The sequence below is a fragment of the Pelomonas sp. Root405 genome (genome assembly GCF_001425165.1).
Classification (GTDB): domain Bacteria; phylum Pseudomonadota; class Gammaproteobacteria; order Burkholderiales; family Burkholderiaceae_C; genus Pelomonas.
In genome coordinates, this window is the sequence record NZ_LMDU01000017.1 from 160,854 (window position 1) to 176,003 (window position 15,150).

The window sequence follows — 15,150 nt, forward strand, 5'->3', positions numbered from 1 at the left end:
AGACGGCTAGTATTTCAGCAGGGCCGCGCCCCAGGTGAAGCCCCCGCCGACGCCCTCCAGCATGATGGTCTCGCCGCGCTGGATGCGCCCGCTGCGCACGGCGACGTCCAACGCCAGCGGCACGGAGGCGGCGGAGGTGTTGCCATGCTCGTCGACGGTGGCGATGAGCTTGTTCAAGTCCAGCTTCAGCTTCTTGGCCGTGCCTTGCATGATGCGGATGTTGGCCTGGTGCGGGATGAGCCAATCCAGGTCGGCCTCCGTCAGGCCGGCCTTGTCGAGCACGGAGCGGGCGACCTTCTCCAGCACGCCGACGGCTAGCTTGAAGACCGCCTGGCCGTCCATCTTCAGAAACGGGCTGCCCACAACCTGGCCGCCAGCGACCGTACCGGGCGTGCACAGCACGTCGACATGCCGCGAATCCGCATGCAACTCGGTCGAGAGGATGCCCGGCTCGGCGCTCGCACCAAGCACGACGGCGCCGGCGCCGTCACCGAACAGCACGCAGGTCGTGCGGTCCTTGAAGTCGAGGATGCGCGAGAACACCTCGGCACCCACGACGAGGGCCTTGTTGGCCGCACCGCTCTTGATCATCGAATCGGCCACGCTGAGGGCGTAGACGAAGCCCGAGCAGACGGCCTGCACGTCGAAGGCCGCGCAACCGTGCACGCCCAGCTTCTTCTGCAGCAGGCAGGCGGTGGACGGGAAGACCATGTCCGGCGTGGACGTGGCGACGATGATGAGGTCGATCTCTTCAGCAATGATGCCGGCGGCTTCGAGCGCGGCTTGCGCCGCCGGGAAGGCCAGGTCACTGGCAGCCTGGTCGGGGGCCGCGAAGTGGCGCGCATGGATGCCGGTGCGCTCGACGATCCAATCGTCAGAGGTCTCGATGCCGTCGGCCGCAAGACGCGCGGCCAGGTCCTGGTTGGTCACGCGGTCGGCAGGCAAATAGCTGCCGGTGCCGAGGATGCGGGAATAGCGAGGGGTGTGGATTCCAGTAGGGCTCATGCGGCCTGCGCGACGGTGATCGCCGCGTTGTCTCCAGCATCGATCACCTTGGCTTGCAGCATGGCGACGATGCGGTCGTGGACCCGGTCAAGCAGCCGGTTGCGGGCGGCATCATAAGCGCGGGCCAGCGCCATCTCGAAGGCGAAGGCATCGGCCGAACCATGGCTCTTGAACACCAGCCCACGCAGACCCAGCAGCGCTGCCCCGTTGAAGCGGCGATGGTCGACGCGATGCTTGAAGGCCTTCAGCACGGGCATTGCGACCACGGCGGCCGCCTTGGTCAGCAGATTGCGGCTGAACTCCTCCTTGATGAAGGCGCCAATCATCGTGGCGAGGCCTTCGGAGGTTTTCAACATGACATTGCCGACAAAGCCGTCGCAGACGACGATGTCCGTGGTGCCCTTGTAGATGTCATTGCCCTCGACGTTGCCGAAGAAGTTCAGTTGGCCGGCCGCACCGGCCGCGCGCAGCAACTCGGCTGCCTGCTTGATCGTCTCGCTGCCTTTGATGGCCTCTTCGCCGATGTTCAACAGACCGACGCTGGGTTCTTCATTGCCCTCGACCGCAGACACCAGGGCACTGCCCATGACGGCGAACTGCAGCAGATGGTCGGCGGTGCAGTCGACATTGGCACCCAGATCCAGCACGGTCGTGAAGCGCCCGCGCTGGTTGGGCATGACGGTGGCGATGGCCGGGCGGTCGATGCCGTCCAACGTCTTCAGCAGATAGCGGGCCACCGCCATCAGCGCCCCGGTATTGCCGGCCGACACGCAGGCGTGGGCGAGCGCTGGATTGCCGTCCCGGTCGGCCTTAAGCTGCTGGATGGCGACCCGCATCGACGAGTCGCGCTTGCGGCGCAAAGCCACCTCGACCGAATCCTCCATCGTGACGATTTCGCTGGCTGCGACGATGCGGCAGCGCGGCCAGGCCGCGGCAGCCTTGAGCTCGTCGGGCTTGCCGACGAGGAGAAGTTCAGCGCCGGGGTGCTTGTCGAGGAAGGCGCGGCAGGCCGGCAGCGTCACCGACGGGCCGTGGTCGCCGCCCATGCAGTCGACGGCCAACCGGATCGGTTCGGGCAGGGGCGAGGTCATATCAGTGGTTTTTGTGAGCCACAAAGACCAAACCCGGCGCTGCGCGGTACGCAGGCCGGGTCGGTAGATTCTTCAGTCGGGCGGCGCCGCAGCAAGCGGCACCCGGCACCATCAGGCCGCGTCGGCCTTGCTCTTCAGCACCTTGCGCCCACGGTAGAAACCGGTGGGGCTGATGTGGTGACGCAGGTGCACTTCGCCGGTCGTCGGCTCGATGCCGGTACCCGGGGTGACCAGCGCATTGTGCGAACGGTGCATACCGCGCTTTGAAGGCGACTTCTTGTTTTGCTGAACAGCCATGAAATTCTCCAGACTCTGCGGGATTTGGGGGCGGACCATGGGGACTTGGGCCCTTTGAAGGCACCACCCCGGGGAGCGAGAATAAAGCTCGAACTCCAGGCCGCAGAAAAGCCCGCGAGTGTAGCAGTGGATGACCAGATCGCCAAGCCTGACTTGATTTAGAGCCTGCATGGGCTGGCCTGGACATGGCTTCAGCCGTCCCGGCGCTTCAGCGCGGCCAGCTTGGCGAAGGGATTGGGGCGTTCCTCCACTTCGGGCTCCGGCTCGTCGTCCACATGGGTCAGCGGCTCAGGGCAGACGTCATGGCGCGGCACCAGAGGCAGCGCGAGCAGCAGTTCATCTTCGATCAACTCACGCGCATCCAGATGGCGCGGTAGGGCAAGTACATCGTCATCGCTGTCGACATCCAGCGCGGCCGCTTCGGCCTCCGTGTCGACGAAGCGAATCCAGCGGTCAACCGCGATGTCTTCGTGCACGGGCTTCAGGCAACGCTGGCAGGTCAGCGCGACCTGAGCCCCCGCTGTCAGATGGAGCCAGGTCTGGGGCTTGCCGGCCTTGGGTTGCCGCATTTCGCCGTGAAGGCTCCACCGCAAAGCGGGCCAGCCGGCGGCAGGAGCTTCGGGGGCGGCCGAGTCGGCCAGGCGCTCAAGCACCGTGGCGGACCATTCGCCCGCCAGACTGGCGTCGTCTTGGGCCAGCGCGGCGACATCGAGCTTCTCGGGAACAAAGGCGCGCGATTTCATATCCAGGAGTTTAGGCGGGCGAGAATGCCGTGATGCCTCAGTTGATCCTCGCCTCGACCTCACGCTACCGGCAGGAATTGCTGGCCCGGCTGCGCCTGCCTTTCGAGGCCGTCGCACCCGAAGTTGACGAAACCGCCCATCCCGGCGAGGTGCCGGCGGCACTGGCCGAACGGCTGGCGCTGGCCAAGGCACGCGCCGTCGCTGGAACACGGCCGGGCGCCATCGTCCTGGGCTCGGACCAGGTGGCCGATCTCGGCGGGGAGGCGATCGGCAAGCCCGGCAATCACGAGGCTGCGGTCGCACAGTTGCGGCGAATGAGCGGCCATGAGGTCATCTTCCAGACCGCCGTCGCCGTCGTTGCCCCCGGCCTTGCGGCCATTGAGAGGGCCGAGGTGCGTGTTCGATTCCGAGAGTTGAGCGAGGCGGCCATCGAGCACTACCTGCGCGCTGACCAACCCTATGACTGCGCTGGCAGCGCCAAAGTCGAAAGCCTGGGCATCGCACTGCTGCAGGCGGTGGAGTCCGACGATCCGACGGCGCTGATCGGCCTGCCGCTGATCCGCACCTGTGCGCTGTTGCGTCGGGCCGGCCTGGAGCCGCTGGCATGAAGAACGGGCGCTTGATCCTGATGCCCAACACGCTGGACTTCGGCGTGGATGATTCCCTGGATTTGCGCGAGGTGCTGCCTCAGCGTGTCATCGAGCAGGCCGCGCGGCTGACGCATTGGGCTGCAGAAAACGCGAAAACGACGCGGGCATTGCTCAAGCGTGTGGACGCCATCGCACCCTTGGCCCAGCCGCTGCAGTCGATGCAGATCGCGGAACTGCCGCGTCCGCCCAAAGGTGGCAAACAGGCGGCGGACGATACAGCGGCCTGGCAGTCGCTGCTGGCCCCCGTACTCGCCGGGCACGACCTGGGACTGGTCTCGGAGGCCGGCCTGCCTGCGGTGGCCGACCCCGGTGCGCGCTTGGTCGCGCTGGCCCATGAAGCTGGCATCGAGGTGGTGGCGATGTCCGGGCCGAGCTCCCTGCTGCTCGCACTCGCCGCGAGTGGACTCAACGGACAGAGCTTCGCCTTCGTCGGCTATCTGCCGGTCGACGCGACGCCGCGCGCCGCGCGCATCCGGGAACTGGAGGCGCTGTCGGCGAAGTTCCAGCAAACGCAATTGCTGATCGAGACGCCCTACCGCAACGAGGCGATGCGCCAGGCACTGCTGGCGGCCTTGAAGCCCGGCACGCGTTTGTCAATCAGCGTCGGCTTGACGCTGCCCAACGGCTGGACGCAAACCGCCACGGTGGCGGATTGGCGAAGCAATCGCACTACCCTGCCCGACCGCATCCCGGCGGTGTTCTCGATCCTGGCTTAAGAATCGGACGGCGCCGCGGAACTGGGCTTGCCGCCGAACAGTGCGGCCACCTGCTTCTTCGGCTTGATGTAGCTGGACAGGCCCTTGCCGATGCCTCCCGCCGGTGAGGCGGCCTTGGTTTTCTCCCAGGTCGGCGGCTCCTCGCGCGAACTCGCTTCGTAGGGCTTGTCGAAGAAGGGGTCCTTGGCCGGCGCCGGCGGGCGATAGGCAGGTCGAGCAGGCCGCTGCGGCTCCGCGCGCTCCATCACCTCTTCACTGCGCGGACGCTCGAAACGAGGCGGGCGGCTGTCCTGCAGCTCGAAGGGGTCGAGGTCGATCTTGCGCTTGATCAGCTTCTCGATGTCAGCCACGAGGCGTGCATCAGACTTGGCGACCAGCGTGACAGCCAGGCCCGAAGCGCCTGCACGGCCGGTGCGGCCGATGCGGTGGACATAGTCCTCGGCGTTGAATGGCACGTCGAAATTGAAGACGGCTGGCAGGTCGGCGATGTCCAGGCCCCGTGCCGCCACGTCAGTGGCGACAAGCAGGTCCACCTCGCCGCGCTTGAAGGCGTCCAGCGACTTCAGGCGCTCGTCCTGGGATTTGTCGCCGTGCAGCGCCGCCGTGCGCAAGCCGTCGCGCTCGAAAGTGCGGGCCAGGCGAGCCGCGCCCAGCTTGGAGTTCACAAAGATGATGGCCTGCGTGATCGCACGCTCCTTGAGGATCTGCTTGACCACCGCCCGCTTGTCGTCGTCGGTCGCGGCGATGAAGCGCTGCTCGACATTCGCCGCGGTCTGGTTGGGCCGGGCCGTCTCGACAAGGATCGGATCCTGCAGATAGCTCTGCGCCAGGCGCTTGATCTCAGGAGAGAACGTCGCCGAGAACAGCAGCGTTTGGCGCGTCTTGGGCAGGTAGCTGAGGATGCGCTGCAGGTCGGGCAGGAAGCCAATGTCCAGCATGCGGTCGGCCTCGTCGAGGACGACGTACTCGACCTGGTTGAGCACGCAGTTCTTGGCCTCGATGTGGTCTAGCAGCCGGCCTGGTGTGGCGATCAGCACCTCGACACCGGCCTTGAGCGCAGCGGTTTGCGGCTTCATGTCGATGCCACCGAAGACGACCACGGAACGCAGATTCGTGTGCTTGGCGTACTTCTTGACGTTCTCGGCGACCTGGTCCGCCAGTTCCCGCGTCGGCGCCAGCACAAGCGCACGCACCGGATGGCGGGCGGGTGAAACGCTCGGGTTCTCGTGCTTGAGCATGCGCTGAAGCAGCGGAATGGAGAACGCCGCGGTCTTGCCTGTGCCGGTCTGCGCCGCTCCCATGACATCCCGGCCTTCAAGCACGATGGGAATCGCCTTGGCCTGGATGGGTGTCATCGTCAGGTAGCCGGAATCGGCGACCGCGCGGAGCAGCTTGGGGTCCAGCGGCAGGGTGTCGAAGCGGGCAGGCGCGGGCGCCTCGTCGGGTACCGCAACTGCGGACTCAGGGGTTTCTTGCATCCGGCGATTATCCCGGATGAAGAAAACCTACTCTGGTCGAGCCACCGGGGGCTGCGGTTCGGGACGCGAATTGAGGACCATCCAGCGCGGCGTGCGAAAGCGAACGATGCGCCAGTACAGCAGCACATAGCTGACGACGAAGAGCCCCAGGATGATCTGCAGCATGACTGTGTCGTCCCACCAGATGGTGGCCGGCACAACCGACAAGCTGCAAAGAACCCACAGATAAGGTGCCGTCAGCGCGTTGCGACGGGTCAACACTGCCGCGTCCTTGCTGCCGAGCGCCCAGCGCATCAGGCGGCGGTAGATCAGGCTGTGCAGATGGATGCCGTCGGGCATGCCCACGGGGCGGCCACGCACGAACTTGCGGCGATACATGGAGAACACCGTCTCCCAGACCGGATAGGCGCACAGCAGCAACGGGAACATCGGCGACACGTCGGGATTGCGCACGAGCAGCAGGATGGCGAGTTCCGAAAGCATGAAGCCGAGGAAATAGGCACCGCCATCGCCAAGGAAGATCAGGCCGAATGGATAGTTCCACATGAAAAAGCCGAGTACCGCTCCAATGACGGCGATCGCCATAGCGGCAACGAGCGGGTCACCCGCCTGCAAGGCCACATAGGCCAGGCCGGCCAGCATGATGGCCGAGCACATTGAAGCCAGGCCGTTCATGCCATCAATGATGTTGATCGAATTGGATACGCCGCTGACGACCAACAGCGCCAGCACGTAGCCGCCCACTGCAGTCGCGGCGATCTGGTCAAGGCCGGGAATGGACGTGATCTTGATCTGCGCCCCCAGTAGCCAAGCCCCGAGGGCAGCGGCCAACAGCGTGGCAAGCATGCGGCGCAGCGGGCTGACGCGCTTCGTCAGGTCCTCGATGACACCGGAGATAAAAGCCGGCGTACTGCAGACCAGCAGCAAGGCCGCCGAGTTCCTCATGCTCGGATAGCGCCAGGCCAGGAGGGCGGTACCTACGGCGAAGCCGCCAAATATCGCAAAGCCGCCGATGCGCGGCACCGGCCGGGAGTGGAACTTTTGCGGGCCCGAGAGGTCGTGGTCGGCCGACAGCGCACCATGCAAGTGCGAAGAGCGAATGATGAGCAGCGTTGCGGCGGCCGCAATGGCAAAGCTCAGTGCAAGGATAGGAAGCATGCGGTTTAGCGGGTCATGGGTCAGAAACTTCGGCGACCTACCCGCCTGTCGACTCAAATCGAAGTGTAGCCACCAGGCATTCGCGCACTGAAGCAGAGCTCAGGCGCTGGCTAGAATCCGCGCCGCCTTGTCCGTCCTCATGTGTATGTGACGCGTGCAAGCAGTCCATCCATATGAGCTTCGCCAATGAACATAAGAGCGCCCAGAAATCGAACACCGTTTTTTCCAGGACGACTAAACGCGGGCGTAGGCCGGAGCGGGCTTTTCAAGCGTGTGACTGAGTTCGCCTTGTGCGCTTGCCTCGGCCTGCATAGCATGGCAATGTCAGCGGAGGAAAACTCCGATTCCAGCGCAGTTGGACCTGTACGGCTTACAGCGCCAAATAGGCTTGCGACGACCGGAAGCCCCGATGCCGCGCCACTGACGCCTTCACAGCGCGAGACCGTGCTTCAGCAGCAGCAACAAATGCTGCTGCAATTGCAGATGCTGCTGCAACCCATACCCGGCCAGCCGTTAACCCGCGAGCAATTGTCTGCCCGCGCCGCACAGCAGAGCGAATTTGAGCGCTATGTGCAGCGCGCGGTTGGCGATGATGTGGAGATTCGGCGCTTCGGCTCAGATCTGATGACACCGGCTTTGCCGCAGCCCTATGAACTGCAGCAGCCCTACGAACGGCAGCGGCCGGCGGCGGCGTCGATGGGAGAAACGTCGAGCCAAATCCCTCCAGACTACGTGATCAGCATTGGGGACGAAGTGCTCGTAACGGTGTGGGGCACCGTCGAAGCCGATTTGCGGTTAACAGTGGACCGTAGTGGCCGCATCAACATCCCGCGGGTAGGCCCTGTGTTGGTGGCTGGCGTGCGCTACAGCGATCTGAATGCCGCTATCGAACAGCGCGTCGGCCAAATGTTCCGCAACTATCGCCTCAGCGCGTCGCTAGGGAAGCTTCGCAGCATCCGTGTCTACGTAACCGGCTTCACCCAGCGCCCCGGCGCCTACATCGTGAGCAGCCTGTCCACAATTGTCAACGCGGTGATTCAAGCCGGCGGCCCGTCAGGTTCGGGCAGCTATCGCAGCCTGGAACTCCGCCGCGGCGGCAAGCTCATCAGCACATTCGATTTTTACGAATTGCTGCTGCGAGGCGACCGAAGCAGTGACCGCCTCCTGCAAGCCGACGACGTCCTCCACATCGGTCCGGTCGGGCAGCAAGTCGCGCTGATCGGCAGTGTCAATCGCCAAGCTATTTTTGAGCTGAAGCGGGGCGAAACCGTCAACGACTTGATATTGATGGGCGGTGGCCTTAGTGCTGCAGCCGACCGGGGACGCGTGGCCATCGAAAGCGTCGAGAAGCGCAACCACGGCCGCGTTATCGAACTGAATCTTTCACAGCAAGGCAACTTGCCACTACAGGGCGGCGATATCGTGCGTGCCTTTAATGCACTCGACACAGTGTTGCCGCAGCACAAGCAGAACAAGCGAGTCAAGGTCGATGGTGAGGTGCAACGCCCCGGCGAATACATACTGCCGCCAAGCAGCACGCTGAACGATGTGATCCAGGCCGCTGGAGGACTGACGCCTGCAGCGTTTATCTACGGCTCGGAGCTAAGCCGAGAAAGCGTGCGCCTCACGCAACAGGCGCAGTACGACCGCGCGATACGCGACCTCGAGAGCGAATTTGCGCGAGCCACCTTCAAACCGCGGGGGCCGGCAGTTCAAGAGGATCCCGCCTCGCTTAGCAACCGGGGCCAGACAGCCGGTCGGCTGATCGAACGGCTACGCGCGGTCAAGCTGACCGGCCGCGTTGTGATGCAGATCGCTCCCGCAGCGGCGAGCCTGCCTGAATTGGCGGTCGAAGACGGAGATCGTCTGACTATCCCATCACGACCGACCACAGTCGGCGTGTTCGGCAGCGTCTACAACTCCGGAAGCTATGCGTATAGCGCAGGGGCCAGCATTGAGGACATGCTACGACTGGCTGGAGGCCCGACGCGGGGGGCCGACTCCCGCAGCGCCTTCGTCATCCGGGCAAACGGCAATGTAGTGAGTTCAATGCAGCAGAACAGTGGCTGGTTCAGTTCCGGCTCCGGCCTGGCGACGGTCAGCGCCCAGCCCGGAGACACGATATACGTTCCGGAAGACCTCACGAAGGTCACCTTCAGCCAAGAGGCAAGGGAGTGGACGCAAATCCTCTATCAGTTCGGTCTGGGTGCAGCGGCTCTGAACTCTCTGAGGAACTGAACATGACCAGTTCTTTGATTGGCATGACGCCCGAAGCCCCGAGCGAGGGGCCCTCTCTGCTGCGCATTCTGTCTCCGCACTGGCGCGAGATCATTGCGGCGACTTTCGTCGGCGGCGTCATCGGCGCGGCGGGCAGCTTCCTGATTCCTCCGACCTATACAGCGCGAACATCGTTTATCAGTCCCCAACCCCAGCAGGGCGGAATCGCGGCGGCAGCACTCGCGTCCTTGGGCGCTCTGTCGGGTCTGGCGGGCGCAGTGACAGGAGGCGGCAAGAGCCCGGCTGATCAATACGTCAGCTTGCTACACAGCGTCAACCTGTCGGATCGCGTGATCGACAAATTTGCGCTCATTGAGGTCTATGACGTCAAGTACAAGGAAGATGCTCGCAAGAAACTCGCAATGAACACCCGCTTCGGTGTCGGAAAGAAAGACACGATCATCGCGATCGAAGTGGACGATCACGACGCCAAGCGCGCAGCCGACATGGCGAACACCTATCTGCAGGAACTGCGCAGCCTGACTGAAACGCTGAGCCTTACAGAAGCCCAGCAGCGGCGGGTCTTCTTTGAGAAACAGTTGAAGGAGACGCAGGCAAACCTGAGTGCCGCCCAACTTGCGCTGCAAAAAAGCGGCTTCAACGCTACAGCGTTGAAGTCCGAGCCGAAATCGGCGGCTGAAACCTACGCCCGTTTGCAAGCTCTCGCGACGGCTGCCGAGGTCAAGTTGCAAGCGCTTCGGCGCAGCATGAGCGACGCCGCGGCTGAGGTCCAGCAGCAGATGGGCATCGTTACCGAACTACGCGGGCAGTTGCTCCGGCAAGAGCGTCCGGTGTCGACGCAATCCGACCAGGACTACGTTTCGGCGTATCGCGAGTACAAGTACCAGGAGGCGCTGTTTGACATATTTGCGCGCCAGTTCGAGGTGGCGAAAGTGGATGAGGCGCGTGACGATCACGTCTTCCAAGTAATTGACGTGGCGACGCCGCCGGAGCGCAAGAGCAAGCCTAAGCGGCTCTACGTGGCGCTTGGCGTTGCCTATGTTGGCTTCATGCTCGCCTGCTGCTGGTTCTGGCGGAAGCACCAAACGCGACCTGCCGTCAGCTGAGCCGTTGTGCTGCGCCAGGCCAGCGTCTACTTCCTGTTCCGCGCCGGCAACGGCGTCGTGGCCTTGCTGAGCCTGACGCTGCTGACGCGCCTACTGACGCCAGAACAGTACGGCCACTATGCCTTGGGCATCTCAACCGCCAACGTCATCGCTGCGCTTGGGTTCCAATGGTTAAACGTTTCGGTGGGGCGGTTCTATACCAGCCCTACCGTCTCGCCCAATCGGTTGTTGGACGCCGCGTACCGCCATGCCGCCAGCATCGGTGCGGTTGTGCTACTCGGCGCCTTGATCTTGGCAAGCAGCACAGCATTCGGCTCCACGCCATTCACATTCATCATTGCGACGGCCTCGCTGGGCGTCGCACTGGGATTTCATAACCTCCACCTCCAGCTCCTTAATGCGCAGCAGAACACGTTGCGCTACGGTTGGCTCTTGGCCACGCGCGCTTGGCTCGCGTTTGCCTTGGCGATCGCCGCCGTGTGGTGCGGTGGCCAAGCCACGGGAGCGCTCACTGGGATCGCGATCGGCAGCGTGGCCGCTGTGCTTGTGCTAGGCGCGCAGCGGCCTTCCGCGGACGCCACTGGCTGCCAAACGCTAGAACAAGATGTCGGCCGCAGACTCGTGCGTTTCGGCCTACCACTTTCACTGAGCTACCTGTCGATCGTGACGCTAGATTCCGCGGACCGATACATGCTCAATCATTGGCAAGGCCCCGCCGCCGTCGGCGCCTACGGGGCCGCCTTCGACCTTATCCAGCACACCATGGGCGCAACCCTGAACGTTCTTTATGTTGCTGCCTACCCAAGAATCGTCGCGGCGTGGGAGCAAGGCGGCGCCGAGGCGGCCAGCACGTTGCTGCGCCCGTTGAGGTCAGCGATGCTGCTCGTCGCACCGCTCGCCGTGGTGATGTTCTCAGGTCTTGCCTCTGAGATTGCAAGCCTTGTCCTTGGCGAAAGCGTTGCGGATCAGTCGGCGGCGCTCATGACGCCCCTGGCACTTGCAGTGGCGTTCAGCTGTCTTCGAGCCTTCTGCTTCGACATTGCGCTGCATCTGCGTCAATCAACGCGAATGCAAGTTCTGACGACAGCGCTGATGGCTGGCATCAATCTGGCACTCAATGTCCTGCTGATTCCTCGCTTCGGGGCTTTGGGTGCGGCGTGGGCTTCGGCCTGCGCCTTTGGCTGTGGCATGGCGGCCAGCCTTTGGTTCGGGCGTGCAGACCGGCTCTTTGCTGGCGTTGGACGGGAGCTTGCTATCGCCAGCTTCGCGGCAGCGCTGGCGCTCCTCGTAGCCAACACTGTGCCCAATCCCTTTGAAGCGGCTTTCGCCATCGGCTTGACAAAGGCATTGGTACTCGTCGTGACGTTCTTGTTGGCGTTTCATAGCGCAAAGACCCTTTTGACCAGGCTGGCATGATCGCCGTCGTCTTCGCTGTCACCTTCACGCTGATGCTCGTGCGTAGCACAAGCCGGTTTCAGACGCGAGCCACACTTGCAGTCCTTGCGGTGAGTTTCGCGGTCGCGGCCGGCCTGCGCACGGGAGGGTTCGATTACGACGAATACATAGAGCTGATCGAAACGCTGCGTTCCAACCAGGAACTGGAATACGCGGTGCGCTTGTATGTGGCCAAAGATCCCCTGTTCTTGGCGTTCATCGATGCGACCAATCTGTTTGGCTTAGCGGACAGCGCCTCGGTACTTCTGCTATTTGCCGTAGCGTCGCTGGCGTGCCGATATTTTTCTGCCCTGCCCTTGGGGCGGTGGGCGGTCGTCTACTTGGGCACTTTTATCCTCTTGTTGGCGCCAGCGCTGGAACTCGCTGCCATGCGCGCCGGGCTGGCGATCTCGCTATTGGTATGCGCTTTCGCCTATCGACAATCGGTTTGGGTGCGTGCACCCCTCGCCATTCTCGCTACGCTGTCGCACATCTCCGTGCTGCCGGCGGCCATCCTTCTGATATTCGGCAGGATATGGAACAGCCGAGTCAGCATCCTGGCGCTCAGCTCGGTCGCAGCGGCGCTCACTCTCGTAGGCACAAACTTTCTAGCCGACCTTGTCCGTGCCGAAGGCTTGACGAACAACCGCGGCAACCTCACGGCATTGTTGTTTCCCACAATCACTGTGCTGATCCTAGCGGCGCAGTTACGCCTCACTCGCGCCAGTGACATCCGAGTGCACGCGCTGGCAGGTCTATTTGTGGCGCTGTCGTTGGGTACCGTACTGCCCGCGGTCACCATCTCGATCCGGCTGCTCGAGATTGGCTGGTGTCTGATGCACTACGGCATGTTTGCTGACTTGCAGGCTCCAGAGAACCAAAGGATCCAAAAGCCACTGAAAAGTACGCTCGGCGCTTTCTTGTCCATGCTTGTGCTCGCCAATCTGCTGCGCAATACGTGGGTAGCTGCCCTGGCGCTCTAGCTTTGAATGAACAGAATCGCTGCGCTCACCCAAGGCGCCCATGTTCCGTCAGCACGTTTTCGGATCAGGCAGTTGATCTCCGCCTGGCATGCGCAGGGGCTGAACGTCCGTGAACTGGTAGCCCAGCCCTCCGCCTACCCGCCAGCGGGCCGACTGGCTCGGCTCGCCTGGGCGCCGCAAGCCTTGGCCGACGCCACACACCGCGTACTGCGAGCTAACGCATTCGATGCCGTCATCGTGCAACGCGAGCTAATTTCGACGCTGCCCTCCGTCGAGGGCCTGATTCGACGGCCTCTGATCGCCGATGTGGACGACGCCATCTGGCTGCACCGCGGGGGCCACGCGGCCCATCACCTGGCGAAGCTGGCTACCCAATTCGTCGTCGGCAACAGCTATTTGGCCGAGCACTTCAGCCGCTATGGGAAGCCTGTGTCGGTCATTCCGACGGCTGTCGACGTGCAGCGCTTCCACCCTGCTCCCCGCAGCGACGCCACGCCGCGCGTGATCGGCTGGTCAGGAACCTCAGGCGGCTACCGTTATTTCGCGCCCCTACAGGATGCGTTGGCCGCGCTGCTGCGGCGCCACCCGGACTGGCGGCTGCGCTTCATCTCCGATCGGCCGCCCACGCTGGAACGCTTGCCAGCGGCCCAAGTCGAGTACCACGCCTGGAGCCAAGACACGGAAGCGGCCCTCACGGCCGACATGGACATCGGCATCATGCCCTTGGACGACAGTCCCTGGTCGCTCGGCAAGTGCAGCTACAAGATGCTGCTCTACATGGCCTGCGGCATACCCGTCGTCGTGTCCGACCTTGGCATGAACCGCGACATCCTCGGCATGCGGGAAGTCGGCCTGGGCGTGCGCAGCCCCGATGATTGGGTGGAGGCGCTCGACGCGTTGATGGGCGACGAACCGTGCCGCCAGCGCATGGGCCGCGAGGGGCGCAAACTGGCCGTCGAGCGATTCAGCCTGGCCGTCGCTGCCAGCCAGTGGTGCGAAGCAGTCGCGAGCCTGCATGCGCGTTGAGCTCGGACCGTCCATGACGCCGCCCCTGCATGCTCAAACCGGCCCTGCTCGGCCGAGCAGGCCAGAGGTCCTGCATGTCATCACCGATCTCAGGCAGGGTGGCGCCGAGGCCATGCTCGAGAAGCTGATCCTCACCTCGCGTGCGGTGACGCCGGAGATCGTTCACCGCGTGATCTCGCTGCGCACCATCGGCACGGTTGGCCCACGCCTTGACTCGGCCGGCGTCCAAGTGGATGCGCTCGGTGCGACAGGGCTGCAGTCGCTGCCCGCCTGTCTGCGCCAGCTCACCGCGCTGCTGGCCCGCACGCCGCCGCCCACCGTCGTGCAGACCTGGCTCTACCACGCCGACCTGCTTGGTGGCCTCGCCGCGTGGCGTGCAGGCCGCACGGTCGTCTGGAACATCCGGCAGACAGGCCTCGAGCGCGCAGACATCGGCCGCACCACGCGAGCGGTTGTGCGCACTTGCGGCCTGCTCTCCAGGCACATTCCGGCTCGCATCCTGTGCAACGCCAGCGCCGCGATCCCGGCACACGCGCGCATGGGCTACGACCCGGATCGTTTCCAGGTCATTCCGAACGGCTTCGACACCACGGTGTTCAAGCGCGACGAAGCCGGCGCCAGGCAGGTCCGCGCGGCCTGGGGCCTGCGCGACGATGAGGTGGCGATCGGCCTGGTCGCACGGCTTGATCCGCAGAAGGACCATGCCACCTTCGTCCGCGCTGCAGCGATCGCTGCCACCCACATGCCAGCACTGCGCTTCGTGCTGGTCGGGCGCGGCATTCCCGACAGCACTGCGCTGCGTCAGGCCATTGCCGAGGCCGGCCTGTGCAAGCACTTCGTGCTCGATTCGGAGCGCAGCGATATCCCGCGCGTCATGAGCGCGCTCGACGTGTTCTGCCTGTCCTCGCGGGCCGAGGGCTTTCCCAACGTGCTCGGCGAGGCCATGGCCTGTGAGACGCCTGCTGTTTCCACCGACTGCGGCGATGCGCGCATCGTTCTCGGCGACGACACGTACATCGCGCCCGTTCAGGATGCGGCAGCGCTGGCCGGGTGCATCATGGAGGTCGCCATGCTTTCTCCGGCGCAGCGGCGCGCCCTCGGCGCCCGGCAGCGCGAACGCATCGTGCGCGAATTCGACATTCGCGAGGTCTGGAATTCCTACCTAGCGCTTTACACAGAGCTCGTCGGCGCGCCCTCCGCCGGCCAGCCCATTTGAGGACAAGAA

At 64.1% G+C, this 15,150-nt stretch carries 14 protein-coding genes; 8 read left to right on the forward strand and 6 right to left on the reverse strand.

All coding sequences use genetic code 11. The features are described from left to right. Positions 1–6 precede the first annotated feature (6 nt). The 4 genes from ASC81_RS25110 to ASC81_RS25125 all read right to left on the reverse strand — a co-directional run bounded on the left by ASC81_RS25110 (position 7) and on the right by ASC81_RS25125 (position 3,136). Positions 7–1,005, reverse strand: coding sequence for a beta-ketoacyl-ACP synthase III (locus tag ASC81_RS25110; protein ID WP_056273785.1), 999 nt, complete (start codon positions 1,003–1,005; stop codon positions 7–9). Next, entirely contained in the window at positions 1,002–2,096 is a 1,095-nt protein-coding gene (plsX, locus tag ASC81_RS25115) for a phosphate acyltransferase PlsX (protein ID WP_056273787.1), read from the reverse strand. The genes ASC81_RS25110 and plsX overlap by 4 nt, the downstream gene beginning before the upstream one ends. Positions 2,097–2,207: 111 nt before the next feature. Beyond that, positions 2,208–2,393: a 50S ribosomal protein L32 gene (rpmF, locus tag ASC81_RS25120; RefSeq protein ID WP_056204281.1), complete on the reverse strand. Its 186-nt coding sequence runs from the start codon at positions 2,391–2,393 to the stop codon at positions 2,208–2,210. Between the two features lie 191 nt (positions 2,394–2,584). Continuing rightward, complete coding sequence (locus ASC81_RS25125; protein ID WP_056273790.1) at positions 2,585–3,136, reverse strand: DUF177 domain-containing protein; 552 nt, start codon at positions 3,134–3,136, stop codon at positions 2,585–2,587. Between the two features lie 32 nt (positions 3,137–3,168). Between ASC81_RS25125 and ASC81_RS25130 the strand changes: the two genes are divergently transcribed. Both ASC81_RS25130 and ASC81_RS25135 read left to right on the forward strand, forming a co-directional pair. Further along, on the forward strand, positions 3,169–3,744 hold the full coding sequence (locus tag ASC81_RS25130) for a Maf family nucleotide pyrophosphatase (RefSeq protein WP_056273794.1): 576 nt from the start codon (positions 3,169–3,171) through the stop codon (positions 3,742–3,744). Continuing rightward, positions 3,741–4,502, forward strand: coding sequence for an SAM-dependent methyltransferase (locus ASC81_RS25135; protein ID WP_056273797.1), 762 nt, complete (start codon positions 3,741–3,743; stop codon positions 4,500–4,502). The genes ASC81_RS25130 and ASC81_RS25135 overlap by 4 nt, the downstream gene beginning before the upstream one ends. On the opposite strand, the gene ASC81_RS25140 is transcribed toward ASC81_RS25135, so the two are convergent. Next, the gene (locus tag ASC81_RS25140) at positions 4,499–5,980 is read right to left on the reverse strand and encodes a DEAD/DEAH box helicase (protein WP_056273799.1); all 1,482 of its coding nucleotides are present in this window, start codon (positions 5,978–5,980) and stop codon (positions 4,499–4,501) included. The genes ASC81_RS25135 and ASC81_RS25140 overlap by 4 nt on opposite strands. 27 nt (positions 5,981–6,007) lie before the next feature. After that, on the reverse strand, positions 6,008–7,138 hold the full coding sequence (locus tag ASC81_RS25145; protein WP_056273802.1) for a glycosyltransferase: 1,131 nt from the start codon (positions 7,136–7,138) through the stop codon (positions 6,008–6,010). A gap of 465 nt (positions 7,139–7,603) precedes the next feature. On the opposite strand from ASC81_RS25145, the gene ASC81_RS25150 reads away from it, so the two are divergent. The 6 genes from ASC81_RS25150 to ASC81_RS25175 all read left to right on the forward strand — a co-directional run bounded on the left by ASC81_RS25150 (position 7,604) and on the right by ASC81_RS25175 (position 15,141). Continuing rightward, entirely contained in the window at positions 7,604–9,376 is a 1,773-nt protein-coding gene (locus tag ASC81_RS25150; protein ID WP_056273805.1) for an SLBB domain-containing protein, read from the forward strand. A gap of 2 nt (positions 9,377–9,378) precedes the next feature. Further along, a complete protein-coding gene (locus ASC81_RS25155; RefSeq protein ID WP_156392424.1) occupies positions 9,379–10,482 on the forward strand; it encodes a Wzz/FepE/Etk N-terminal domain-containing protein in 1,104 nt (367 codons plus the stop codon). 6 nt (positions 10,483–10,488) lie between these two features. Next, a complete protein-coding gene (locus ASC81_RS25160) occupies positions 10,489–11,898 on the forward strand; it encodes a lipopolysaccharide biosynthesis protein (RefSeq protein ID WP_056273808.1) in 1,410 nt (469 codons plus the stop codon). Beyond that, a complete protein-coding gene (locus ASC81_RS25165) occupies positions 11,895–12,899 on the forward strand; it encodes an EpsG family protein (RefSeq protein WP_056273812.1) in 1,005 nt (334 codons plus the stop codon). The genes ASC81_RS25160 and ASC81_RS25165 overlap by 4 nt, the downstream gene beginning before the upstream one ends. A 72-nt stretch (positions 12,900–12,971) precedes the next feature. After that, positions 12,972–13,925, forward strand: coding sequence for a glycosyltransferase (locus ASC81_RS27280; protein WP_162245965.1), 954 nt, complete (start codon positions 12,972–12,974; stop codon positions 13,923–13,925). Positions 13,926–13,938: 13 nt separating this feature from the next. Beyond that, positions 13,939–15,141 (forward strand): glycosyltransferase, encoded by a 1,203-nt coding sequence (locus ASC81_RS25175; protein ID WP_162245966.1) that lies wholly within the window; start codon positions 13,939–13,941, stop codon positions 15,139–15,141. Positions 15,142–15,150 lie beyond the last annotated feature (9 nt).

What these genes read in the sequence shown, in the direction of transcription:
- ASC81_RS25150 (WP_056273805.1), top strand. Translation starts at nt 7,604, where the DNA reads ATGCTGCTGCAATTGCAGATGCTGCTGCAACCCATACCCGGCCAGCCG.
- ASC81_RS25135 (WP_056273797.1), top strand. Translation starts at nt 3,741, where the DNA reads ATGAAGAACGGGCGCTTGATCCTGATGCCCAACACGCTGGACTTCGGC.
- plsX (WP_056273787.1), bottom strand. Translation starts at nt 2,096, where the DNA reads ATGACCTCGCCCCTGCCCGAACCGATCCGGTTGGCCGTCGACTGCATG.
- ASC81_RS25155 (WP_156392424.1), top strand. Translation starts at nt 9,379, where the DNA reads ATGACCAGTTCTTTGATTGGCATGACGCCCGAAGCCCCGAGCGAGGGG.
- ASC81_RS25175 (WP_162245966.1), top strand. Translation starts at nt 13,939, where the DNA reads ATGACGCCGCCCCTGCATGCTCAAACCGGCCCTGCTCGGCCGAGCAGG.
- ASC81_RS25130 (WP_056273794.1), top strand. Translation starts at nt 3,169, where the DNA reads ATGCCTCAGTTGATCCTCGCCTCGACCTCACGCTACCGGCAGGAATTG.
- ASC81_RS25165 (WP_056273812.1), top strand. Translation starts at nt 11,895, where the DNA reads ATGATCGCCGTCGTCTTCGCTGTCACCTTCACGCTGATGCTCGTGCGT.
- ASC81_RS25140 (WP_056273799.1), bottom strand. Translation starts at nt 5,980, where the DNA reads ATGCAAGAAACCCCTGAGTCCGCAGTTGCGGTACCCGACGAGGCGCCC.
- ASC81_RS25110 (WP_056273785.1), bottom strand. Translation starts at nt 1,005, where the DNA reads ATGAGCCCTACTGGAATCCACACCCCTCGCTATTCCCGCATCCTCGGC.
- ASC81_RS25145 (WP_056273802.1), bottom strand. Translation starts at nt 7,138, where the DNA reads ATGCTTCCTATCCTTGCACTGAGCTTTGCCATTGCGGCCGCCGCAACG.
- ASC81_RS25125 (WP_056273790.1), bottom strand. Translation starts at nt 3,136, where the DNA reads ATGAAATCGCGCGCCTTTGTTCCCGAGAAGCTCGATGTCGCCGCGCTG.
- rpmF (WP_056204281.1), bottom strand. Translation starts at nt 2,393, where the DNA reads ATGGCTGTTCAGCAAAACAAGAAGTCGCCTTCAAAGCGCGGTATGCAC.